Below are 23,363 nucleotides of genomic sequence, written 5' to 3'. Positions count from 1 at the left end.
GGAATAAGAGATTGGAAGGTGTGTTAGCTATGCGCCAGATTATTGCCCTTGGGGGCGGAGGGTTTTCGATGGAACCAGAGAACCACTTACTGGATTCGTATATCCTGGAACAAGCAGGGAAAATGCAGCCTAAGGTATGTTTTGTCCCGACTGCAAGCGGTGATTCGGAGGGTTATATCTCACGTTTTTATCAAAGCTTTGGGCATCATTCCTGCCTTCCATCCCATCTGTCACTCTTTAGCCCTCCGACCAGGGACCTGGAGGATTATGTATTGGACAAGGATATAATTTACGTTGGCGGCGGGAACACAAAGAATCTGCTGGCACTTTGGAAGGAATGGGGGCTTGATCGAATTCTAGCAAATGCATGGGAGAAGGGGATCGTGATGGCTGGAATCAGTGCCGGCTCGATTTGCTGGTTTGAAGAAGGGATTACGGATTCTTACGGAGATGGGCTTGAACCAATCAAAAGCCTGGGTTTTTTAAAGGGAAGCAATTGTCCGCATTATGACGGAGAAGCTAACCGCAGGCCGGCCTACAAAAGATTCACTTTTTCAGGCCAGGTAGGCGGCGGGTTTGCTGTAGATGATGGTGCAGCGCTCCATTTCCTCGGCACTGAATTGCACAAAGCGGTAAGCTCGAGGCCTAAGGCGAAGGCTTACCATGTTTACCTTGGCGGTGGTGCAATCCAGGAAAAAGAATTGGAAACGATCTATTTGGGATCGCTTTCCTGAGACAAGGCTGTGAATCCTTATGGGTTTGCAGCCTTTTTATTTGGTAGGGCGATAAATGTCCGGCCAGCACCTTGCCAGTTTCCATCCATTGATTGACTTCGTTTAGTATCTTGGCGGAAGCGTCAGCTTCGAGTAGCTCGTTTATCTGCCAGCCGCTGAAGATTTATATGAGAGCCCCCAGTATTCACGGCGATGCGGAAGCAGAAAGGAAGTATGCTGGCAGGTGCCTGGCAAAAGGACTTGCCTTTTTCATGTTCGACTTCCGCCTGCTGTAACTGATCAAGGCGCTTGTGCCTTCCTAATTGAATTTCCCCGCTAACTTCAGGAATATGTTTGCCCCATATTTTCCCAACCTGCACCTGGGCATTTTCTCACTTTGCCTGCTTGGTTAATTCCTTAATATAAAATTAATACTAGTTTAATAGTCTTGGACTATCATGAATACAGCAGATTAAATACATAGTTAATAAAAATTTACTAGGAGGAGTACAATGAAGAAGAACTGGAAAAAGAAGCTTGGGCCTATTATCCTGACATTTACTTTGGCGAGCAGCATGATTTTCCCAAGTTTGACATCTGCACTTGGGAGTTTTGATTTACAATCCTCAGTTGTCCAAACCCCCATTAATCATTATCGGGCAGATCTGGCTCCCGGTGTGAAGGAACACCACTATAGTTTTGAGGGCAAGGATGGAAAAAAGATTGAAAGTTTTGTGGTTGATGTTGATTTGCAGAATCCAAGTGTCACGATTGAGGCAGGTACACCTAATGATGGACCAGCCTTCGGACTCCAGCCAGTCAGACAGCAGGCGAGTAAAGCGAACGGTGAAAATCATAAAGTAGTAGCGGCGGTCAATGCAGATTTCTATAATATGGCGACTGGAGAACCACTTGGTTATGTTTATAAAGATGGCCAGGCAATAAAAAATACGTCTGCTTCTTCCCAAAAGTTCTTTGCGATAAAAAAGACTGGTGAGGCAGTCATAGGGACGGCTGCAGATTTTGAATCTATTAAGGATGAGGTTAAGGAAGCACTTGGCGGAAACGCCATTCTCGTGAAAAACGGACAAATCTATCAAACACCCCAGACTGGCGCTGATAGGGAGCCGCGGACAGCAGTTGGAATCAAGGAGGATGGCAATGTATTTTTTGCCGTGATCGACGGAAGGCAGGAACCTTATTCAGCTGGAATCTCCATGCCGGACCTCGCCCAGCTCATGATTGACATGGGAGCGGTGAGTGCGTTGAATCTGGACGGAGGCGGTTCATCGACCTTTACTACTCGCCAATTGGGCGGAGATGAGCTTGAGGTCGACAACAAGCCTTCCGATCGGGTGGAAAGAAGTGTAGCAAATTCCTGGCTGGTTGTTACGACAGAACCTTCAGACCATATTTTTAATACGGCCCATATCGAACCATACGACAAATCGTTTACTCCGGGTTCAATTATTTCGTTCACAGCAAAGGGAAGAGATAAGTCAATGGCATCCGCGCCCCTGCCTGAAACAGGCTTAACCTGGGAACTTTCGGATCCTTCTGTTGGCACAATCATGGAAAACGGAACATTTGTTTCGAATGGCAAGACAGGCCAGTTCCATGTCCTGTTAAAGCATGAAGGGAAAGAAGTTGGAAAAAGTATCATCGAAATTGCAAAGCCCGATGAAATGTCGTTTTCTTCTGCGGAGTTGACTGCAGCCAGAAACAGTGAAGTGAATCTCGGATTAATCACAAAGTATCAAAAACGGGAAGTTGATTGGAACCTGAATGACATCGAGTTTGACATCCCTGAAGGAATGGGGACGATCGATGAAGCAGGTGTACTGCACACAGGTGATAAAAATGTAACTGGAATGATTACAGCCCATCTAAAAGGAACGGAAATTTCTGCTCAGATTAAGGTTTCGGTTGGGAAACTTCCTGAGGTCATTTTTGACTTTGAGTCAGGGCTTGGCAACTGGAAAACCTCCACGGCGAACCGGGGGGAAAAAGGCGTTTTAGGAATCTCTAAATACCCTTCACCTGTTCGCTTCGGCAGTCAGTCTTTAAAAATGGATTTTGATTTCACTAATTCTCCCGTGGGAACAACTCTTGGCGTTTATGCCGGTCCAGGTGAGCACACGGCAATCAGCGATAACCCGACTGGTATTGGAATGTGGGTGTATGCGACGCCAGAAGCCCAGGGCTATTGGCTGAGGATGCTTATCGTTGACGGGAATAACAAGAATCAGACAATTAACCTGACGAATGAGAAACCGGGGATTGATTGGACCGGCTGGAAGTACGTCGAGGCGGAAATCCCGGCTTCTTTTACCGGCCCTTTCAAATTATCAGGAACTCAGACCATAAGATTAATGTCAACGAAATCAGGAATCACTGGCCCAATGACCAAGGGTTCTATCTATGTTGATAATATCCGCGCCGTATATGGTGAAAAAATGGATGATCTGTATCCCCCTGAGATACAGTCCATAAATGTGGAAGGCAAGAATTTTACAACAAGTGCGGTCAACATCCGGGCCGAAGTCAATGAATACGTGAATGATCCTTTTAAAACAGGAATCGACTGGGAGAAAATCAATGTCTTTGTTGATGGGAAAAATTATTCAGAAGCCGAAGGGCATTTCTCCTATGACATGGATGGAAGCATCTCTTTAACCGGATTGAAATGGGCTGATGGCACCCACAAAGTCACGTTAATGGTTCCCGATAAATTTGGAAACCAGGCGATCAAAACGGTTTATTTCACTGTAGAGACAGGCTCGGCTAAGGTAGATTTGGCAAGGAATCAAGAGATGGCACTTCTCGGTGATGCCTTCAACTTATCGGTCAGGGCTGCTAATACTCATGATTTTTCTGGCTCCTCTATCAAACTGCAAATAGATAAGAACTTCCCAGTTGAAGATGTCCAGTTTGGGGAAGCATTTAAAAACAGTACATCAAGCTATGATGCAGAAACAGGCATCCTTACATTGGATATTATAAAAAGCGGTGACACAGCTGCAACTGTCGATGCTGCGTCGATCAAAATAAGAATTCCTGCATCAATTAAGGAAGGTACAAAGTTAACCTATGAAATCTTAGAAGCCCAGTTAAACTACCAAACTCCTAAAGAGGACAACTTTGTCTCCACCTATTCTATGGAACCCGCCAGCCTCGGCGTTGCAGGTGCTTATACTGTCAAGGGAAATCCGATCCTGATAGGAAAGCCGATTAACTTGACAGTTCATAACCACAACAACGAAGCAGAAGAAGATGTTGAAGTTTATGCGAGTGTGGATGGAAAAAAGGAACCACTGTTATTAGGGAAAACAGACGAGCATGGAAAGCTGGAGATTGAATCAATAACAGATGAAATAAAGAAGGTAGCCATTTATGCAGTAAAAGATGGAAAGTATTCGTTCAAATGGAACACACAAACGTATCCTCCGCTGGCAAGTGCCAATGAAATTAAAAATCTTATATCCACTCCGACAGGGGATTCCTACAAGGAAAAAGCTTTTACCTGGATGTCCAGTCCATTAGCCAAAGAAGCAACTGTCATTCAATTTGCCAGAAAGCAGGACTACGACAGAAAGGGCGAAGCCGCTTTTGTAACGGTTTCTGGCACCACGAGCAGCCATGTATTCTCGGGAGAGCAGGATATCAAGAAAAATGGGATTATCAGGATAAATGAAGTGAAGCTTCAAAAACTGCAACAGAATACAACCTATGTATATCGTGTCGGTGACGGGGATCATTGGTCGGAACTTGATGAATTCACAACGCGGCAAAGAAAGCAAAACTTTGAATTCGCGGTACTTGGAGATACTCAATCGCCATCAGACTTGAGTGATTTTAATAAAATCCTAGGAGATCTGAATAAAAAAGATCTTTCGTTCATGATCCATGTTGGAGACCTGATTGATGAATCATCCAAGTTCGGGCAATGGAATGACACATTGGCTAACCTTAGCCGGTACGATAAGATTCAGTCAACTGATTTCTTAGGAACTTTGGGTAACCATGAATACATGGGAGATCCGGATGGAAGTCTGGCAAAAGCCATTTTCAACTCACCGGGAAATGGTCCTGATGCAGATAAAGGAGGAACATACTCCGTTGATTACAACAATATGCATATCAGCGTGTTAGGATTTTCAAGTGAGGAAAAAATCCTGGAACAACAGCTGGAATGGCTGAAACAGGATGTCAAAAACTCGGATAAACCATGGAAAATCCTCGTGACACATAAACCGCCATATTTCACGAATCCGTTTGGCGGAAACGAGATCATGAAGGAAAAGCTTCCCCCAGTTGTCGATGAGTTAGGAATCGATATTGTCTTCTCGGGACATGACCATTCCTATGGCAGGACGAAAAAGCTGAAGGCAGGGGAGGAGAATGCGAACGGAACCGTCTATGTAGTAGCCGGTACAACGGGCAAAAAACACTATGACGCGGTAGCTGACGAGAAATTCGAATACGTCAACATGGAGAAAATCGCCATCTCTATGCGTGCTAAAGTAGATAAAGATCGAATCACCTTCACGACTGTAACATCAGATGGAGAAATAATTGATGAATTTACAGTCATCAATAAAGAATATGATTTGGAAGAAGAATGAATTAAGGCAATCAGACCTTTGCAACCAGCCAAATGGCTTAAAGGCGGAAAACTCAAAATACCATCAATAAAAGAGGTGCACTCCGCACCTCTTTTGCATGCTTCACTTAAGAACGTGCATTCGTATTTTTTAGATGATAAAATAAAGGAAAATAGAACGAAAGGAATTTCCTTATGAAACAGGTGAGATTTTTACATACAGCGGACCTTCACCTTGACAGTCCCATGGTCGGTCTCAGGCATTTGCCAAAACGGATTTTTGAAAAATTGCAGGAAAGCACCTTCCAGGCGTTGAGGAACATGACAGATGCCGCCATCAGCCATGGTGTTGACTTTGTCGTGATTGCTGGTGATCTCTATGATGGGGAAGACAGGAGCATTCGGGCCCAGGCCGCGTTTCGAAATGAAATGTCCCGGCTAGATGATGTGGGCATCAAAGTGTTTGTGATCCATGGCAACCATGATTATCTTGGAGGACACCGGGTTGGCCTCGACTTTCCTGGAAATGTTCATTTTTTCAAGGCCGAGCTTGCCACTGCAGTGTTTGAAAAAGAGGATGGTACCATTGTCCATTTATATGGGTTCAGTTACCCTGATCGGCATGTCACCGAGAGATGGATCGAGAAATATGACTTGAAAGAGGGCTCAGATTTCCATATTGGTTTGCTCCATGGACATATGGAAGAAGAGAGCAGCGATCACGGTAGGTATGCGCCGTTCCGGCTAACGGAATTGCTGGAAAAGGGATACGACTACTGGGCACTTGGCCATATCCACAAGGCAGCGATCCTGAACGAGCAGCCTCCAGTTGTCTATCCGGGAAACACACAGGGACGCAACCGGAAAGAGCAGGGGAAAAAAGGGGCGTATATAGTTGACCTGACCGAGGCCGGAGCGGCACTGAAGTTTTTCGAAACAGCTGCGGTTACCTGGGAGGAAACGGTTATAGACGGTACAGGAGCAGGAAGTTTCAATGATATTTATGAAAGTTGCCGGATTGCAGTAGAGAAGAAAAGGAGAGAATCAAAAGGGGCGCTGTTATCGATCCGGATAGACGGCATGGGGACCGAACTCCTTGATGTAAAAGAAAAAATCGATAACGGTGAGCTGCTCGAACTGCTGCAGGAGGATGAAAAGGATGAAGAATCCTTCGTTTGGACATACCGTCTGTCATACGTAGAAACTGTCACGGTGAACCGAGCCGAATTGATCCGGCAAAGTGACTTTTATCAGGAACTGTTCAACACCATCGACCAATATAATGACCTCGATGAAGCGATTTCTACTTTATTCCGCCACCATCAGGCTAGGAGGCATCTTTCCGGACCGACGGAAAACGAAAAACACGAGCTTTTGGATGAGGCCGAGCAGCTCCTGCTTAAGCTGCTGCTGAAAAATTGAGGAAAGGAGGTTCCGGCATGAACATCATTGATATCCATGTTTACGGATATGGGAAACTAGAAAATTACCATATTTCCTCCTTGAGTGGCTTGCAGGTCTTTTATGGGGAAAACGAAGCTGGAAAATCGACGGTCATGTCCTTTATCCACAGCATCCTGTTTGGCTTTCCTGGAAAGCACAGCTCAGAGCTGCGTTACGAACCGAAAAATCATTCGAAGTATGGAGGCAAATTAAAGGCCTTTTTTCCTGGAAAAGGCATTGTTGTAATCGAAAGAGTGAAAGGCAGGGCAGCCGGAGATGTGACCGTTTCGATGCAGGACGGAACTATTGGAGGCGAAGAACTGCTCAAGGACCTCCTGGGAGGGATTGATAAAAGCATTTTCCAGGGGATATTTTCCTTCAATGTCCATGGACTCCAGAATGTACAGGCCATGAAGGGGGAAGACCTGGGAAGATACTTGTTTTCGGCAGGGACATTAGGGACGGACAAGCTTTTACAGGCGGAGGGCGTCCTTCAGAAAGAAATGGAACAGCGATTCAAGCCAAGCGGGAAAAAGCCAGTATTGAACGAGAAGCTGAAGGAACTGAAGGAAGTAAAGGCTGCGCTCAAGAACGCGGAGAAGCAAAATGAGCATTACTCCCAGTTCCAGGCTGAAAAGGATAGAATCAACAGCAGGATCGGCCAGCTCGAAGGAGAGATAGCGAAGCTGGAAATGGAGACAGCCAGGCTCAGGGATTATAAGCGCAATGAACATCTTGTCATCGAGGAAGCAAGATTGATAAAAAGACTTGAAGAGACCGGCCTTTTTATTTTTCCGGAGGACGGACTGAGCCGTTTGGAGAAAATTGGGCAACAGATCAAACCGATCAGGGCAAGGATGCTCTGGATTGAGGATAAAAGAGTATCCCTCCTGAAGGAAGCAGAGGGTTGCAAGCCAGATTTTGCATTGCTTGACATGGAAACGGAAATTTCTGCAAGGATCGAAAAACAGCCAATATACGAACAATTAGTGCAGGAAAAAAACTTGCTTGATTTGAAGCTTGAGGAATTATTAGAGGAAATCAGCCAGATCAATGACAGCTTACATACCGAATTGACTGAGGAAAAAATCCAGGATGTCAACACCAGCATTTTCATAAAGGAAAAGGCTGAAAATGTCCAACAGCGGCAGCAGCGGCTGGACGAGAAGAAGCTTGAGCTTGAAGCTGCCTTCGAAGAAGAAAAGGCAGCTCTGGTCGAATTGGAAAAGCAAGCGGCAAGTTTCGAAAAAGAGCGGCTGCCTGAGCAAAAAAGGATACAGTTGTCCAGGGAACTGGATGCAGCTGAGAACCATGAATCAATCAAGTCGGAATTGAATCAGGTAAGAGAACAGATTGCTGCCTATAAGGCAATGGTGAATAATGAGCAGATAAGATTAAAAAGGCAGAGGAAGAAAGATTTTTACCAGCTTGTTTTGCTTGGCAGCATCTTTTTGATTCTTGTGATTTGGGGCTTCATGAATGGGCAGCTCCTGCTGTCAACTACCGGTGCGATTGGAATCCTGGCCATTTCCGCCATTTATATCAAGTCCTCCGCTGATTCAAAGAAAGAAACCAGGGATGAAGGAACTACGAGGCTACTCGAACGTGAAAGGCTGCTGAATGAAAAACTTGGCAGACAGCCTGATGGGGATCTTTTTACAATCAAGAGTTTGCTGCAAAAGGACGATGAACTGAGACAGCAGCACAGGGAACTGAAAGTTAAAATCCAGCAGCAAAATCTACGGTATGAAAAAGTCATCCAGCAATTTGAAAAATGGGAATTCGAGGTTTCGGAACTCAGGAAAGACAGGAAGGAATTGATTGAAAAGCTTGGCCTTAGGGGATCTTCAAGTCCGAAAAAGGTATTTGATGCCTATGTATTGATTGAGAAGCAAAAACAGCTTTTCCGCGAACGGAAAAGAATAGCAGACAGGCTTGGAGCCATATCGGAAACATTGGCGGAAATCGAAACGTCACTCAGCCAATTGGGAAGGCAATTCCTGCAAAATCCTGATCTGCCGCCGGGGGAGACGGGGACATTGTTGAAAAAGAAAATCAGGGAGGCGGTCGCCGACAAGGCAAGGTACAGGGGATTAATGGCAAAGCTTGAAGAATTGGATGAAGAATACACGATCCTTGAAAAAGAACTGCAAATGCTGACAAATGAAAAACAAGACCTGTTCGCCCAGGCTGATGCAGCAGACGAGGATCAATTCAGGATGTATGCCCAAAAGAACAGGCAAAAGAAGGATTGGTCATCAAGATTGGTAGATGTAGGCCATCAGCTCGAAGGGGCGGGAATAACCCCTGAAGATAAGCTGGCGATCCTGAACGGTGAACCCCTGGAAGACCAGCTCGATAAAAAAGCTGGTTTGATCGATCAGTATAAAAAGGAACAGACAGATCTACTCGGCCAGTTTGCTCATGTCAAGCACAGCATGCAGCTTCTGGAGGCGGGAGGAATCTTTAGCGAACTGCTTCATAAGTATAGGCAGCTGAAGCATGAGTTCGAAGAGGATGCGAAGGAGTGGGCAAAATACGCGGTTGCGCGCGACCTGCTCTCAAAGACAATCGATCGCTATAAGAATGAAAGAATGCCAAAGATGCTGGCAGAAGCAGAGAGGTTCCTGGCTCACTTGACGGAAGGAAATTACATCCGTGTCATTCCCCAGGATGCCGGCGCTGGCTTTTTCGTGGAACGTAAGGATCATCTATTGTTCGAAGCGAATGAGCTGAGCCAGGCAACAGCTGAGCAGGTATATGTCTCCATAAGGCTGGCATTGGCGGCCATTTATTTTGACCGTTATCCGCTGCCGCTGATCATCGATGACAGCTTTGTCAACTTCGATCACAAGAGAGCCGCCAGGATGATGGAGTTGCTTAGGGAATTCAGTGGCAACCAGATCTTGATTTTCACTTGCCACCGACATATTCTTGATCATTTCAGCGAATCAGAAATCCTTCAGCTCGGGAAAACACGGGATAAGGCAATATATGAATAATTCTGAATTGAGATTAAAAGAGTAAAAGCTCTATGTGGTATACTTGTGCAGAGAGGAGAGATCGGATAGAGATGAGTAAAGGAATTATGAACTATGATACAGGTGAACATGTAGATCAATTTTTACTGATCAAGCATGCTTCAAAAGGGATTGCCAGCAATGGTAAGCCGTTTTTGACACTTATCCTCCAAGACCAGAGCGGAGAGATAGAAGCTAAGCTGTGGGATGTTTCCGAGACAGATGAAAGCACCTATAGTGCCGAAAGTATTGTCAAAGTATTAGGGGAAATCCAGAATTACCGCGGCCGGAACCAATTGAAAATCAGGCAGATCCGTTCCGCTTCAGCCGCTGATTCTGTTAAACTATCTGATTTCCTGGAAACAGCTCCCTTAAGCCAGGATGAAATGGCTGGCAAACTGACACAATATATTTTCGAGATGAAAAATCCGAATATCCAGCGGATTACGAGGCATTTGCTGAAGAAGCACCATCAGGCATTCATGGCTTATCCTGCTGCGACGAAAAACCATCATGAATTCGTTTCCGGCCTTGCTTACCATGTCATTTCCATGCTTGACCTGGCGAAAGCGATTGCTGCCCTTTATCCGAGCCTTGACAAGGATTTATTGTATGCAGGCGTCATCCTCCATGATCTTGGAAAAGTAATGGAACTGTCCGGACCTGTCTCTACTACTTATACCGTCGAAGGCAATCTGCTTGGCCACATTTCCATCATGGTCAATGAAATTGGCAAGGCAGCGGATGAATTAGGAATCAGTGGGGAAGAGGTAATTATCCTTCAGCATATGGTCCTTTCCCATCATGGAAAAGCTGAATGGGGAAGCCCGAAACCGCCGTTAATCAAAGAGGCGGAAATCCTCCATTACATCGACAATCTCGATGCCAAAATGAACATGCTCGATCGCGCCCTGGTGAGGGTGAAACCCGGAGAATTCTCTGAAAGGGTGTTCGCGCTCGACAATCGTTCCTTCTACAAACCAGTTTTCCATAAGTAATCCCAGCAAAAAGCCTTCCATGCCAGAAGGCTTTTTGTTCTTGCGGCGGCTCCGTTGTAGATGGAGAGGACCTTGTTGTCCGGCTTTGTTGTATACCCCATCAAGAGAAGCTTCGGAAAAAACTCACCTCATCTGGAATATTCAGCAATTCTTTTCATACTAATACAGTAAGGCGGAAATTGGACAACCTGTTAAATAGGAGGAGAATCGGGACATGGAAATTCCAGTATGGGTATTAGTAGTCGCGGCAGGTATTGTATTCAGTGCATTGATGGCGGTGAAAACAGGGAAGGAAGAAAGGAAGGAAGAAATCGAGAGCATCGAACGCGAAGGCGAGATTTATATGAAGAGACTTGAAGAGGAAAAAGAACAGCGTGAAAAAACGCTGGAAGCATAAAAAGAGCGGCCACGCCAATTTGCGGGCCGCTCTTTTTATGGAGTTTATTGCTGCGGCTGTGCTTCAGGTGTTTCAAGCACGCCTTTCAATTCTTTATCCTTTACTTTAACATCAGCATCTTTTAATTCTTCTTGAAGAGTTTCCTGGATTTTGGATGCATCGATTTTTGACATCTTCAGCTCGTATTCCAGCTTGTCCTTCATTTTATCGTAAGATTCCTTTTCCTTCTTCTCGGTTACTTTGATGACATGCCAGCCATGCTGGGATTTTACAGGATCGCTGATTTCGTTGACCTTAAGGGCATAAGCCGCATTTTCGAATTCAGGCACCATTTCTCCAGGACCGAAGAAACCAAGGTCTCCGCCGGCTTCCTTGGAGCCTGGGTCAGTTGAGTATTCCTTGGCGACTTCCTCGAATTTGGCTCCGCCTTCAAGCTTCTTCTTTACTTCCTGTGCGGTTTTTTCATCCTTCACAAGTACATGGCTTGCCTTGATTTCAGGTTTGTACTCATCGTAACGCTTCTTGACTTCTTTCTCTGAAACTTTTACATCTTTCAGGGCAGCTTTCTCCATTAGAAGCTGGTCCTTAAGGATTTTTCTGAATTCTTTTTCGTCCTTGATCTGGTTTTGCTGAAGGACAAGCTCGAAATTATCTCCCAGTTCATCCTTGAGCTCCTTCACTTTCGCGTCTACTTCTTTGTCTGTCACTTTATACTTCTCTGAAAGGACCTTCTGATATAACAGTTCCTGCAATGCCTGCTCTCCATATTTATCCTTCATTGATTCATAAAGCTCTTCTTTTGTTATATTTCCAGCTTTGGATTCCACAATGACTTCTGAAGACCCGCTATTGTCACTGCTGCATGCAGATAATCCAATAACGCCAGCAGCTACTGACAGGGTTATTATCCATTTTTTCATGATGAACATCTCCTAAAAACAAAATTCTAGTGGGCGTTTCTATTTCCACAGGTTCTACTATATCACAATTTCTTGGCTGAACAAAAAATATTCACTGATTTTTTTGACAGCAAAAGGAAGATGGGCAAACATCCAGACCAAATTTTTCGGGATGCATACGATGTAATGAAGTGTAAAAAGGAGGTATTTCATTATGAGTCACTACAAATCAGGTTTTGACTCAATCGTAGTCCTGTTTATTTTGCTGGTCATCGTCGGTGCTTCCTTTTATTGAACAATAAAAGACAAGAAAACAGGTTAACCGCCTATGCGTAAAAGCCTTAAGTTGAATAAGATATTTTAGCCACTTTGGAGGGAGGTGTTAGTATGGGTCATGGATACGGCGGAGGTTTCGCTTTAATTGTCGTGCTGTTCATTCTGTTAATCATTGTGGGTGCATCTTGGTTCTAATCTGCAAATGAAAAATATGGGGGATTGGACACCCCCATATTTCAATTAGACTGCAGCAGGAAGGAGGATTCCCTATGTCTGGAGGACACGGATACGGCGGCGGCTTCGCGCTGGTGGTCGTTTTATTCATTTTGCTGATCATCATCGGTGCGGCATGGCTGTAATCAGAATCCAAGAGATCATACTGGGCACAGGCCCAATAAAAAGCGGTGAGGGTGGCCTCACCGCTTCATTTATGTAGTCATGCATACAAAATTTCAATGAATGATGAGACAAGCAGGATAGTGACTAAGATATTGATCGTCCGAAAAATTTTGCCGTGTTTATCTTCCGGGATTTCCTTTTGGATACAGAGGGAATCTGTCAATTTATTAATATAGAAAAGGATGAAAAAAGCAAACAAGATAAACACCATTAAAACAATGGAGATCATCGAAGAATCCCTCCTTAGCAATCTTTTTTATCTTAAATACAATACCAAATAATTTAAGAAAAAGATAGTCTTTTATATTAGCAGCAAATTTGCAATGGCCACTAAGAATACAATCGAGGCAGGCTGGAGTATTGGTAGGAAATTCAGGGGACGGATGAAAAAGGTTTCATAAAAAAGTAAGTATGCTGGAGTTCCGCTGGGGTTGATGCCGAAAACTGCCGGAGGTTCAATGGAGCCATTCACCGGCTGATCATCGGATCGGCCAAGCCATTGGGAAATGGCATGTGAGGATTTGAGCATAAAACTGGAAACAAAAAGCGGAAGGATTGATGTCTTTCATCCGCTTTATCACAATTTTCAGCTTCCGTTAAGCTGAAGCTGAAGCCGCAGCGAGAGGAAGTAATCGATGCCCGTTGATCAAAAGGCTTATTCCTTCCTCTTACGATGGAGATGGATAGGATCACGATAATTAAACAAACTCCTTCTCGACTGCATCTTTTTTGCGAAGTTTCCCGCTCTCTTCAATGAACTGGCAATCAATGTTCTTGAACGACTTCTCGAAGATTTCCATGAAGTCATCTCCATATATATTCCTGACAATCGCCATGATTTCAATGATGTCAGGGAATTTCCCATACAATTCCTTTAGCGGCATCGTTCCAGAAAAGACTGCATTTTTATCAGGCTGGTAATTTTCCATCAAGTCAAGCAATACAGCCTCACCTTGTTCGGTAAGCTTGATATACGTATTCCTTTTGTCGCTTTCCTTTTTGGAAAATGTCAAATAACCACGCTCTTCAAGCTTTTTGGAAAAGTTGAAGGCTGTGGAAACATGCATGACCCCAAACTTGGCAACATCGGAAATCGATGCTCCGTTCAAATGATAGGCAATCCACAAAATATGGTGTTCATTAATGTTTAAATCATAGGGCTTGATCCATTGCTGCCAGTCTTTTTCCACAGACTTCCACAGAGCTTTGCTCAATTGGGCAATCCGCTGGCTGAACATCATCGCTTCTTTCATTGAATAATTTTTATCTGCCATCCAATCACCTACTTTTTTGATTCTATTTTCATTATGCCAATAAAACAAAAATTAATAAAGATATAAATTTACAAAATTTTTAGAATTTCTCAAAATGCATCTAAAGTCTGTCTCCGGTTGATTTCTTCCAAGAATAGCCACGGACAAATCCTTTTGCATAATATATCTTTCTTTATAAAAAAGGAAAATCCTTCCCATAGAAGTGAAATTCCTTAATGGGAAGGATTTTTTAGACTACTTCGCCAGCTCTGTTTCCAGTTCTTTAATTGTCTGTTCTAATTGCTTTATATCTTTTTGCAGTTCGATTTTATTCTCTTCCGTCTGCAATCGCCATTCGAATAGCGCGGTTTTCACATCGGTAACGAATGACTTGATCACTTTTTTTCCTTCCTTTGAAGCGAATGCGACTGAATCTTTCAGTTCAACCGCTGCGTTTTTTATGTCCTTGATTGAACCGGCAAGTTCTTCTTTGTTTGCCTTTAAAGTTCTTCTCGTTTCATAGCCTGATACAGGGGCCGCAAGCAGGGTTGCAATCCCAGCGGCAGCACTGCCCGCAAAAAAGCCCAACAATAACGATTTTGCTTTCATTTTTTATTCACCTCGTCGTTCTTTCTATTATAAGTTTCTTCAAAAGACAAAAAGATTCCTTCAGCCCTTATTATTTATTTTCCTGATTCTTGATTAATTAAACCGCTTAAGTTTTCATAGCAGCAAATGAACAGGCATAAAGATGAAATATGGTTCGCAATCAGAATGGAGAGGCGGGAGCGGGGATGTTTTCAAACATACTATTGATCACTAGCTTTGTCCTGTTTGCTGGGGCGGTCTATAACCTCCTTGCATTGAAAAAACGCGGGATGTACCCTCCGAAGCATTTGTTACGAAAAAGAGCAGGCTCACTGGCAGCTGGAGCGCTGATCCTTTTGATCCTCGGCGTGATTTTTCGCTGATCAAAATAATCAAAATATGAAAGCCCCTGACCATACTGGCCAGGGGCAATTGTATCTTCTATGATTATTTGGCTTCGGCAAGTCTTGCACGTCTGAAAATCATTGTCGCGACCGGGTACAGGATAGCCATGAAAACGGCGTTGAAAGCTGCCGCAGGAAGAACAACCGCTGCGAACAAAGCTGTGAAAGGTCCTGGCAGGCCAACAATATAATATGCTAATGCAAGAAAAACAATCCCTGAAACGATGGTACCGGCAGCTGTAAGGGCAACCGCAGCATAAAGGGAACCCTGGAATCGTTTCATTGCCAGCAACAGGGCAAAAAACACGAACGCTGTGACAGGTTTGTCGATGATGTTCGGCACAAGCCCTCCTGGAAAAGTTGTCGTCAATCCTGAAATCAGTCCGGTTACGGCACCGACCAATAAAACACTTTTTCTATCAGGAAACAGCATGATTCCAAGAAACATCATGGTAAGCATCATATCCGGTTTCATCCCAAGGAAAAACCCTGGAATAACTGCATGCAGCACAGCTCCCATTCCAACTAAAAGCGATAATGCTACAAGATTCCTCGTATTCAATTCTCATCTCTCCTCTGCTAATCTGGGCTAAAATGCTTCTCCTGCAGTGCGCCTGTGCCTGCAGCGAAAAACTTGCTATTATTATATCATATATACTTACCGGGTAAAGGAAAAAATTCTGTTAATTTTTGCGCTGAAAATCAATCATGAATTGCGCCAGCTGTTCTACGTGTTCCAGAGGCATGGCATTATAGATCGATGCCCGGCAGCCGCCGACAGAACGGTGTCCCCCGAGCCCAACGAAACCCGCCGCTTTTGCTTCCTCCAGGAAAGCAGCAGTAAGTGGCTCATCATTCAAAGTAAAGGTTACATTCATCCGGGATCTGCTATCCTTAGCCGCATGGCCCTGATAGAAGCCTCTGCTCTGATCGATGGTTTCGTACAACAGCGATGCCTTCTGTTCATTCATTTTTTCAAGCTGTTCTACTCCGCCTGCCGATTCCGCCCATTCCAGTACAAGCATCAGAAAATAAATCGACAATGTTGGAGGTGTATTATACATGGAATTCGACCCCGCCTGGACTTTGTAGTTGAGCATGGAAGGCAGGTCATCCCTGGAACGTTCAAGCAAGTCTCTGCGGATGATGGCAAGGGTCACGCCTGAGGGGCCAAGGTTTTTTTGGGCTCCGGCATAAATCAGTCCATATGATGGGATATTCAACGGTCTGCTCAGGATATCACTCGACATATCCGCGACAAGCGGTATGTCTAAATTATCGGGAAGGTCATTCCATTGTGTTCCGAATATCGTGTTATTTGTCGTGATGTGGAGGTAGGAGGAACCAGGATCGATTTTAATATCGGCAAGGCTCGGAATCGATTTGAATCGCTGGTCCTTTGTTGATGCTGCCTCGTACGCCAATCCGATTTTCCTTGCCTCGTTCAATGCTTTCTCAGACCATGTTCCGGTTAGGACATAACCGGCAGACTTCCCAGTTTCAAGCAGGTTCATCGGAACCATTGAAAACTGGAGGCTTGCGCCGCCCTGCAGGAAGAGAATGTCGTATTCTTCCGAAATGGAAAGAAGCCTGGATAACAAGTTTTTTGTGCGATCGATGATTTCTTCAAACTCTTTGCTTCGGTGGCTTAATTCCATGACAGCCATTCCGCTGCCATTGTAATCCATCATTTCTTTCTTTGCTCTTTCCAGTACTGTCTCGGGCAAGGTGGCTGGCCCGGCATTAAAATTCAAAGCGCGCTTCAACTAGATCCCCCCTGTTTAAATGCATCAATACACTAAAGAATTAAAGATAAATCCATGCTATCAAAAAAAGGACCGGAATTCCATATCTATCAGAAAAATTAAAAAAACTTCCGTTTAAACGGAAGTTCCCAAATGGCTGCTAATTTCAACAGCAATCTGCTTGTAGTCGTCCTGTGTATATTGGTCCTGATGGGTCTTCCAGACAGCGCCGAAACCATCCCCTTTTCCAAAGCGTGGAATCAGGTGCATATGGAAATGGAAAACAGACTGGCCAGCAGCTTCCCCGTTATTTTGAAGGATGTTCAAGCCAATCGGTTCATAGGCAGACTGTATGGCGCTGGCGATTTTCGGAACAGCCTTGAACACATTTGCCGCAACTTCTTCGGGAAGTTGATAGACATTTTCTTTATGTACTTTAGGAATCACAAGGGTATGTCCCTTAGTAACCTGGCTGATATCCAGGAAAGCAAGGACATGCTCATCCTCATATACTTTGGCAGAAGGGATCTCGCCATTGATTATTTTACAAAAAATGCAATCGCTCATTTCATCCACCCTTTCCTTGTTTCCCGTATTTTATCATAATTTGCCAGCGATAAGAAAGAAAAAGAAGACAGGATTCAGAGGGAATCCTGTCCTGAAGGGGAATAATGGACTGTTCAGATGCGTTTTTCCACAGGTATACCTTTGATGAACACCTCATTTTCAAAATTCAATTGAATTTCTTCCTGCCAGGTTTTGCATAGGGAGCAAAAGTGGCAGTTTAAATGGGCCGGTGATTCATTTCCTTGTTCAAGCTGACCATCCCCTGTCTTCTTTATAGGTTTACAACATATAAAGCGGAGCGTGATCTGCGACACACACCTCATTTCAGAATGTGGAGTGCTGAACGGCTGGTCCAGATTGCCCGAGCGAGCAATGCTGTCCTGGCATGAAAACGACGAGACAGTTTTAGGAATCGAATAATTTGTCTTTAACAGACACCTCATTTTCGATTGTTTTGTATTCCCCTTCAAGGACTATCATGCCCTGCTCTTTTTGAGGTATGCATTTATTTGCAGGTTCTTGATGATTTGATAAAATGAATTTACACGAAATATGAACTGGAAGGGCGTTGCCAATGTCTTTATTGGAAATCAATCAATTGACTGGAGGCTATACTAGGAATCCGGTCCTGAAAAATGTCACGTTCACTGTCAATCCAAAAGAAATAGTCGGTTTGATCGGCTTGAACGGCGCTGGAAAGAGCACGACGATAAAGCATGTCATCGGGCTAATGGAACCACACCAGGGCAACATTGAAATCAATGGGATAACATTCAAAAAAGAAAAGGAGCAGTACAGAAAACAATTTACGTTCGTTCCGGAAACGCCGATCCTATATGATGAACTGACGCTTGAGGAGCATTTGAGACTGACTGCGATGGCATACGGCCTTGATGAAAAAATATATGAACAGCGGATAGGCGAATTGCTTAAGGAATTTCGGATGGAAAAGAGGCTGAAATGGTTTCCTGCGCATTTTTCGAAAGGAATGAAGCAGAAGGTCATGATCATGTGCGCATTCCTTGTCCAGCCTCCCCTTTACATTGTTGATGAGCCGTTCGTTGGTCTTGATCCGCTTGGTATTCAGTCCTTGCTGGATATGATGGATAAGATGAAGGACAGCGGTGCAGGGATTCTGATGTCCACTCATATCCTTGCTACTGCTGAAAGATATTGCGACCGCTTTGTGATATTACATAACGGCGAAGTAAGGGCAATGGGGAACTTGGAAGAATTGAGATCGCAATTTTCCATGCCTGGCGCCACGCTGGATGATTTGTATATCCAGCTGACAAAGGAAGAAGACTATGTTTAGTCCGGAGGCGTTATGGAAAGAACGTTTTGGCAGATTCATTAAAGAAACAGGAAGTTATTTACGGTACATCTTCAATGGGCATCTTGTTATCGTCCTCCTGTTTTTGATCGGTTCCGCAGCTTTTTACTATCAGGAATGGATTGAATCGCTGCAGCCCGGTTTTCCAGCTGCATGGATCATGGCCCTGATCCTGGGAGCTATGCTTGCACACACCCCGATCCAGACCTTTTTGACTGAAGCCGACAAGATTTTCCTGCTTCCGCTTGAAACGCGGCTTTCTATTTATTTCAGGAAATCGATCGTTTTCAGCATTGCATTGCAGTCTTATTTGCTGCTAATGCTGCTGGCCGTTCTCATGCCGATGCATGTCAAGGTGCATGGGGCTGGATTCAAGTCGTTTTTTTGGCTGCTGGCTGTACTTGTCCTTGTGAAATCGGTAAATGCGGCAATCCGCTGGAAAGTGCTGCATTATATCGAAAGAAGCATGAAGGTTGCCGATGTCCTTATCCGTTTTTTCATCAATACGGTCCTCCTGTATTTCCTGTTCGCAGGGACTCGGCCAGTTTTCGCTGTTGTTCCGGCTGCCATCCTGCTCCTGCATTTTGTTTATTTTAAGAAACAGACAGAGTACAAGGGGCTTAAATGGGAACAGCTGATTGAAGATGAAGAACGGCGGATGAATTCCTTTTACAGGATTGCGAACTTATTCACGGATGTCCCTAAATTAAAGGATAGGACAAAAAGGAGGGCATGGCTGGATTGGATGCCGAAATTGTTGCATTACCGCCAGGATGCGGCCTTCAGCCATCTTTATGCAAGGACTTTCCTCCGTTCCGGGGACTACTTCGGGCTGCTTGTCAGGCTGACGATTATCGGCGGGGCGGCATTGTACTTTTTCACATTCGGTCCAGGACAATTATTGATCGCGCTCCTGTTCCTATACTTGACTGGATTCCAATTGCTTCCGCTATGGAACCATCATCAGAACAAGCTATGGATCACGCTTTACCCTGTACCTGAAGAAGCGCGCTGGAAATCATTCAACATGCTGCTGCTGGCCATCCTCTTTTTTCAATCGCTGGTTTTTGCCCTTATCATCACGTTAAAAGGTGAGTGGCTGATGGCAGCCGGAATACTTGCTGCAGGCACCGTATTCTCATGGTTTTTTGTCAATATCTACAGCAAAGGTAAACTTAAGTCTTGATTTCAGACCCTCCCTAAACGTAAAAGCAGGGAGGGTTTTTTGTGATGAAGATGTGATGCATCAAGCCATGGACAAAGGCTGCTCGTTCTTTATGTTTTCCAGCTAGCATTTATCAAGCGGTGGAAAGGGACGGAGCTTTTGGCTAATCGAAAATTGGGAGGGAGAAAAAAGGAGGGCTCGGCTGACAAATTTACAGCAGGAATACAGAGACATCGTCATTGGGGATGATGCTGCAGCCGCTGCTGGTAATCGGGGGGTGTTTGCAAATGGCATCTTCCTAACCGGAAGGGGGAAACAGCGATGATTGCTTATCGGCATAGCATTAAAACACCCCCGAAGCATTGATGCTGCAGGGGGTGCACGCCTATCATTCCTTTAGTTTTTCCCTTGGCCATCAAGCCATTGAACTTAATGTTTCTTTGCTGGCCTGCTCATGATCCTGATATTGGATTGCAGCCAAACACAACGTTTTCGCTGCAATGAGCATTGCCTTTTCATTGATGTCGAATTTAGGATGATGATGAGGATATGCTTCGCCTGTTTCTGGTTTTGCTCCTGTAAAGAAAAAAGTTCCCTTCACCTTCTGCAGGTAATAGGCGAAATCCTCCCCGCTCATCTGAGGCTCGGTTTCTTCGATTTTTTTCACTTCCGGCACCCGAGAAGCGCAATCAATCAGGAATTCGGTCTCGGCTGCATGGTTAACAACGGCTGGATAGCCGCGGTTATATACATAGTCAAAGGAACAATCAGAGGCAAGGCATACGCCTTTTGTGACCCTCTCGATTTCAGCCGAGATGTACTCTCTTATATTCTCATTGAATGTCCTGACCGTACCGATCAATTTTGCTTTGTCGGCAATCACATTGAACCCATTGTCAGCAACGAATGAACCAACTGTTACAACAGCAGAGTCAACCGGGTTTACCCGCCTGCTCACGATTTGCTGTAATGTCGTGACGAGCTGTGCACCGGCGACGATCGCATCCTTTGTTTTATGGGGCTGCGCACCGTGGCCGCCCTTCCCTTTGATTACGATATCAAACCGGTCTGCCGCGGCCATCATCGGACCAATCCTGTACTGGATTGTCCCAGTCGGCTCGGTTGCCCAAAGATGGGTTCCAAATATCGCATCCACACCATCAAGGCAGCCATCCTCGATCATCGAAATGGCCCCCCCAGGCGCGTATTCCTCTGCGTGCTGATGGATCATCACATAGGTTCCGCTGAGAAACTCCCTCGATTCATGCAATACTTTTGCAAGGATCAGTAAAGCCGCAGTATGGCCATCGTGGCCGCATGCATGCATGACTCCGGGTACAAGCGACTTGTATGGTACATCCTTTTCATCCTGGATAGGCAATGCGTCGAAATCAGCCCTCAGCGCTACGGTTTTACCAGGCTTGGCACCCTGGATTGTCGCAACAACACCATTCCCGCCGACATTCCCATGTGCTTCAATTCCAAGCTGCTCATAAAATGTTCGAATATAATCGGCAGTGTTTTTTTCCTGAAAGGACAGTTCCGGGTGCTGATGCAGATAACGGCGGATTTCCACCATTTCTGCATATAAGCTATCTAACTTGCTGAAAAGCTGAGCCTGCATCGGCGCCACTCCTTTTATATATTTTGATAATTTTTACTATTATAACACTTTCGGGAAATGAAAGCATTTGTTCTTGCATAAAAAAGTGCTTCGATGCAGCAAGTCTTTTACCGGGGCTTCAGATCAGGAACATGGCAACAATCGTGGTAACTCCCAGGCCGACCGCAACAGGGAGGAGGTTCCGCCGGGCCAGTTCAAAAGGGTCGACATTGCAGATCGCTGCAGCAGGAATCAGCGCCCATGGGACAAGGGTGCCGCCCCCGACCCAGATTCCAGCAATCTGGCCTAGCGCGGTCAAAGTTGCTGCTCCTGTCCCAATTGCCGCAGAGAAGATGCTTGCTACCGACCCCGCCAGAGAAATGCCGGAGAAGCCTGAGCCGTCAAGTCCAGTTATCGCTCCTACCGCAGTCAACGTCACCGCTCCTACTCCCTGGCTTAATGGCACGGTGGACGCAAGCGCCACGCCAAGGTCATTGACGATTCCCAGTGAGGCATTCGGAAGGTAATCTCCGATGATATGCGTAAACCCGGAATCTCCAAGGTAGAAGAATGCAGCAATGGGAATCACTGGCCCGAAAACCTTGAAGCCAAATTGGAAACCTTCAACCAGGTAGCTTGTTGTTTTCTCAAGTCCTTTGCCTTTATGCGCAGCAAGGGAGATGAGAATCAGGATGAACATCGAAGTGCCGCCGACCAATGCGGTGGCATCTCCGCCTTGCAGGCGGAACAAAGACATGGCTGCTACGTCTGCAGCGAAGAGCAGCGGGATCAGCAGAGCAAAAAAACTTTTCACCTTTTGGGGCAGCAGCGATTCCGATTTGTTTTCCTCCGTTCCTGATACAGCAGGGAGAGTTTCCGCCAGCCTGCCATTCTTCATATCTCTTTTTAACAATAAGAAAGCTGTCACCGTGGTGACTGTCCCCATGACGATCACCAGAGGGATGCTTGCTTCCACGACTGAGCTGACAGGAAGGCCTGCTGCGTCAGCGGTCAGTTTTGGAGCAGCCTGGATGACAAAGTCGCCTGAAAGCGCAATGCCATGTCCGAACAGGTTCATGGCAACAGCTACCCCCAATGCTGGCAGTCCTACTCGTACAGCGACCGGGAGCAATACAGCACCCATCAGCGCGACGGCAGGGGAAGGCCAGAAGAACCAGGAGATCAGCATCATCAGAATCCCGATTGTCCAGTAGGCAAGCGACGGCGTCCTGATCAGCCTGGAAAATGGCGAAATCATGGCGTCATTGATTCCGGTGGCAGTCAAAGTCCTGCTCATCCCGACAATGATTGAAATAACAAGAATAGTAGGCAAAAGCTCAGTAATAGCATAAATGAAACTATTGAAGATGCTGCTGATTGAACCGCTAAGGGATCCGGTAGAGACTGCGGCCAGCATGAAGATGCCGCAGATCGACACAAGTGCTGTATCCCTTCTCATGACCATCAGGGCAATGATCAACAGAATAAAAATGACGTATATCCAATGAAGTGCGGTTAATTCTACTCCCATAAGCCCTCTCCTTTCAATGGGCAATAACCCAATTCGTACTACAGGATATGATGAAGACTTTAAGTTGTGAGAGCTTGCCGAAGAATCTTTATTCGTCCCGTCCAGCGATGGAAGGATTCGAATGAAATAAAGGAAGCAGTCTGTTTGAAGAGAGCGAGTGATATGAATGGGAAGAAAGAAGGAAAGAGATCTTTAACCTGTTTCCGATGCCTAAGCCCTAAAAAGAGTCCTACTGAAGAAGACAGGATCCTAAAATCAGCGCTACAAATTTTTTCAGTGAATCTCGCGAACGAAAGATGGAACGGTGTTAGGGTGAAATAGACAACCACCAATATCCATGTTGCAGAATGAGAGATAATTCTTGAACCCTACGGAGCCAGAAGTTATAGAGGAAAATCAGATCTGCTATGGGGACAGCGGAGCACG

21 protein-coding genes are annotated in these 23,363 nt (G+C 45.2%); 12 read left to right on the top strand and 9 right to left on the bottom strand.

Going from position 1 to position 23,363, the window contains the following annotated elements; genetic code table 11:
• Positions 1-29 precede the first annotated feature (29 nt).
• The 6 genes from JJQ88_RS05215 (at position 30) to JJQ88_RS05190 (ending at position 11,174) form a co-directional block, all read left to right on the top strand.
• A complete protein-coding gene (locus tag JJQ88_RS05215; RefSeq protein ID WP_210364673.1) occupies positions 30-734 on the top strand; it encodes a Type 1 glutamine amidotransferase-like domain-containing protein in 705 nt (234 codons plus the stop codon).
• A gap of 491 nt (positions 735-1,225) precedes the next feature.
• Positions 1,226-5,338, top strand: coding sequence for a phosphodiester glycosidase family protein (locus JJQ88_RS05210; protein ID WP_210364672.1), 4,113 nt, complete (start codon positions 1,226-1,228; stop codon positions 5,336-5,338).
• Between the two features lie 173 nt (positions 5,339-5,511).
• Positions 5,512-6,738, top strand: coding sequence for a metallophosphoesterase family protein (locus JJQ88_RS05205; RefSeq protein ID WP_210364671.1), 1,227 nt, complete (start codon positions 5,512-5,514; stop codon positions 6,736-6,738).
• Positions 6,739-6,755: 17 nt separating this feature from the next.
• Positions 6,756-9,761, top strand: coding sequence for an ATP-binding protein (locus JJQ88_RS05200; RefSeq protein WP_210364670.1), 3,006 nt, complete (start codon positions 6,756-6,758; stop codon positions 9,759-9,761).
• A 71-nt stretch (positions 9,762-9,832) separates the two neighbouring features.
• Positions 9,833-10,777 (top strand): 3'-5' exoribonuclease YhaM, encoded by a 945-nt coding sequence (gene yhaM, locus JJQ88_RS05195; RefSeq protein WP_210364669.1) that lies wholly within the window; start codon positions 9,833-9,835, stop codon positions 10,775-10,777.
• 214 nt (positions 10,778-10,991) lie between these two features.
• Positions 10,992-11,174 (top strand): sporulation YhaL family protein, encoded by a 183-nt coding sequence (locus JJQ88_RS05190; protein ID WP_210364668.1) that lies wholly within the window; start codon positions 10,992-10,994, stop codon positions 11,172-11,174.
• Positions 11,175-11,218: 44 nt separating this feature from the next.
• Here the strand turns inward: JJQ88_RS05190 and JJQ88_RS05185 are convergent, their stop codons facing one another.
• Positions 11,219-12,094 (bottom strand): peptidylprolyl isomerase, encoded by an 876-nt coding sequence (locus tag JJQ88_RS05185; RefSeq protein WP_210364667.1) that lies wholly within the window; start codon positions 12,092-12,094, stop codon positions 11,219-11,221.
• Between the two features lie 193 nt (positions 12,095-12,287).
• Between JJQ88_RS05185 and JJQ88_RS05180 the strand changes: the two genes are divergently transcribed.
• The 3 genes from JJQ88_RS05180 to JJQ88_RS05170 all read left to right on the top strand — a co-directional run bounded on the left by JJQ88_RS05180 (position 12,288) and on the right by JJQ88_RS05170 (position 12,708).
• The gene (locus tag JJQ88_RS05180) at positions 12,288-12,368 is read left to right on the top strand and encodes a YjcZ family sporulation protein (protein ID WP_210364795.1); all 81 of its coding nucleotides are present in this window, start codon (positions 12,288-12,290) and stop codon (positions 12,366-12,368) included.
• 92 nt (positions 12,369-12,460) lie between these two features.
• A complete protein-coding gene (locus tag JJQ88_RS05175; RefSeq protein WP_210364794.1) occupies positions 12,461-12,544 on the top strand; it encodes a YjcZ family sporulation protein in 84 nt (27 codons plus the stop codon).
• A gap of 74 nt (positions 12,545-12,618) precedes the next feature.
• The gene (locus JJQ88_RS05170; RefSeq protein ID WP_210364666.1) at positions 12,619-12,708 is read left to right on the top strand and encodes a YjcZ family sporulation protein; all 90 of its coding nucleotides are present in this window, start codon (positions 12,619-12,621) and stop codon (positions 12,706-12,708) included.
• Between the two features lie 77 nt (positions 12,709-12,785).
• Here JJQ88_RS05170 and JJQ88_RS05165 read toward each other — a convergent pair whose 3' ends face one another.
• The 3 genes from JJQ88_RS05165 to JJQ88_RS05155 form a co-directional block, all read right to left on the bottom strand.
• Positions 12,786-12,977, bottom strand: a complete 192-nt coding sequence (locus JJQ88_RS05165) for a hypothetical protein (protein ID WP_210364665.1) — start codon at positions 12,975-12,977, stop codon at positions 12,786-12,788.
• A gap of 469 nt (positions 12,978-13,446) precedes the next feature.
• Complete coding sequence (locus JJQ88_RS05160) at positions 13,447-14,022, bottom strand: HTH-type transcriptional regulator Hpr (RefSeq protein WP_210364664.1); 576 nt, start codon at positions 14,020-14,022, stop codon at positions 13,447-13,449.
• A gap of 234 nt (positions 14,023-14,256) precedes the next feature.
• On the bottom strand, positions 14,257-14,610 hold the full coding sequence (locus JJQ88_RS05155; RefSeq protein WP_210364663.1) for a YtxH domain-containing protein: 354 nt from the start codon (positions 14,608-14,610) through the stop codon (positions 14,257-14,259).
• 185 nt (positions 14,611-14,795) lie between these two features.
• Here JJQ88_RS05155 and yhzF point away from each other — a divergent pair, with 185 nt between their 5' ends.
• Positions 14,796-14,972, top strand: coding sequence for a membrane protein YhzF (gene yhzF / locus JJQ88_RS05150; RefSeq protein WP_210364662.1), 177 nt, complete (start codon positions 14,796-14,798; stop codon positions 14,970-14,972).
• Between the two features lie 64 nt (positions 14,973-15,036).
• Here yhzF and JJQ88_RS05145 read toward each other — a convergent pair whose 3' ends face one another.
• The 3 genes from JJQ88_RS05145 to JJQ88_RS05135 form a co-directional block, all read right to left on the bottom strand.
• Complete coding sequence (locus tag JJQ88_RS05145; RefSeq protein WP_210364661.1) at positions 15,037-15,555, bottom strand: tryptophan transporter; 519 nt, start codon at positions 15,553-15,555, stop codon at positions 15,037-15,039.
• 121 nt (positions 15,556-15,676) lie between these two features.
• A complete protein-coding gene (gene serC / locus JJQ88_RS05140; protein ID WP_210364660.1) occupies positions 15,677-16,759 on the bottom strand; it encodes a 3-phosphoserine/phosphohydroxythreonine transaminase in 1,083 nt (360 codons plus the stop codon).
• A gap of 114 nt (positions 16,760-16,873) precedes the next feature.
• Entirely contained in the window at positions 16,874-17,305 is a 432-nt protein-coding gene (locus JJQ88_RS05135; RefSeq protein ID WP_210364659.1) for an HIT family protein, read from the bottom strand.
• A gap of 574 nt (positions 17,306-17,879) precedes the next feature.
• Here JJQ88_RS05135 and JJQ88_RS05130 point away from each other — a divergent pair.
• Entirely contained in the window at positions 17,880-18,620 is a 741-nt protein-coding gene (locus tag JJQ88_RS05130; RefSeq protein WP_210364658.1) for an ABC transporter ATP-binding protein, read from the top strand.
• Positions 18,613-19,824 (top strand): ABC transporter permease, encoded by a 1,212-nt coding sequence (locus JJQ88_RS05125; protein WP_210364657.1) that lies wholly within the window; start codon positions 18,613-18,615, stop codon positions 19,822-19,824. The genes JJQ88_RS05130 and JJQ88_RS05125 overlap by 8 nt, the downstream gene beginning before the upstream one ends.
• A gap of 394 nt (positions 19,825-20,218) precedes the next feature.
• Here the strand turns inward: JJQ88_RS05125 and JJQ88_RS05120 are convergent, their stop codons facing one another.
• Both JJQ88_RS05120 and JJQ88_RS05115 read right to left on the bottom strand, forming a co-directional pair.
• Positions 20,219-21,427 (bottom strand): M20 family metallopeptidase, encoded by a 1,209-nt coding sequence (locus tag JJQ88_RS05120; protein WP_210364656.1) that lies wholly within the window; start codon positions 21,425-21,427, stop codon positions 20,219-20,221.
• A gap of 118 nt (positions 21,428-21,545) precedes the next feature.
• Entirely contained in the window at positions 21,546-22,937 is a 1,392-nt protein-coding gene (locus JJQ88_RS05115; RefSeq protein WP_210364655.1) for a hypothetical protein, read from the bottom strand.
• Between the last annotated feature and the right edge of the window lie 426 nt (positions 22,938-23,363).

The organism is Bacillus sp. REN3, assembly GCF_017912555.1.
In the GTDB taxonomy this organism is placed as follows: Bacteria; Bacillota; Bacilli; order Bacillales; family Cytobacillaceae; genus Mesobacillus.
This window is presented reverse-complemented; position numbering and strand designations above follow the sequence as displayed.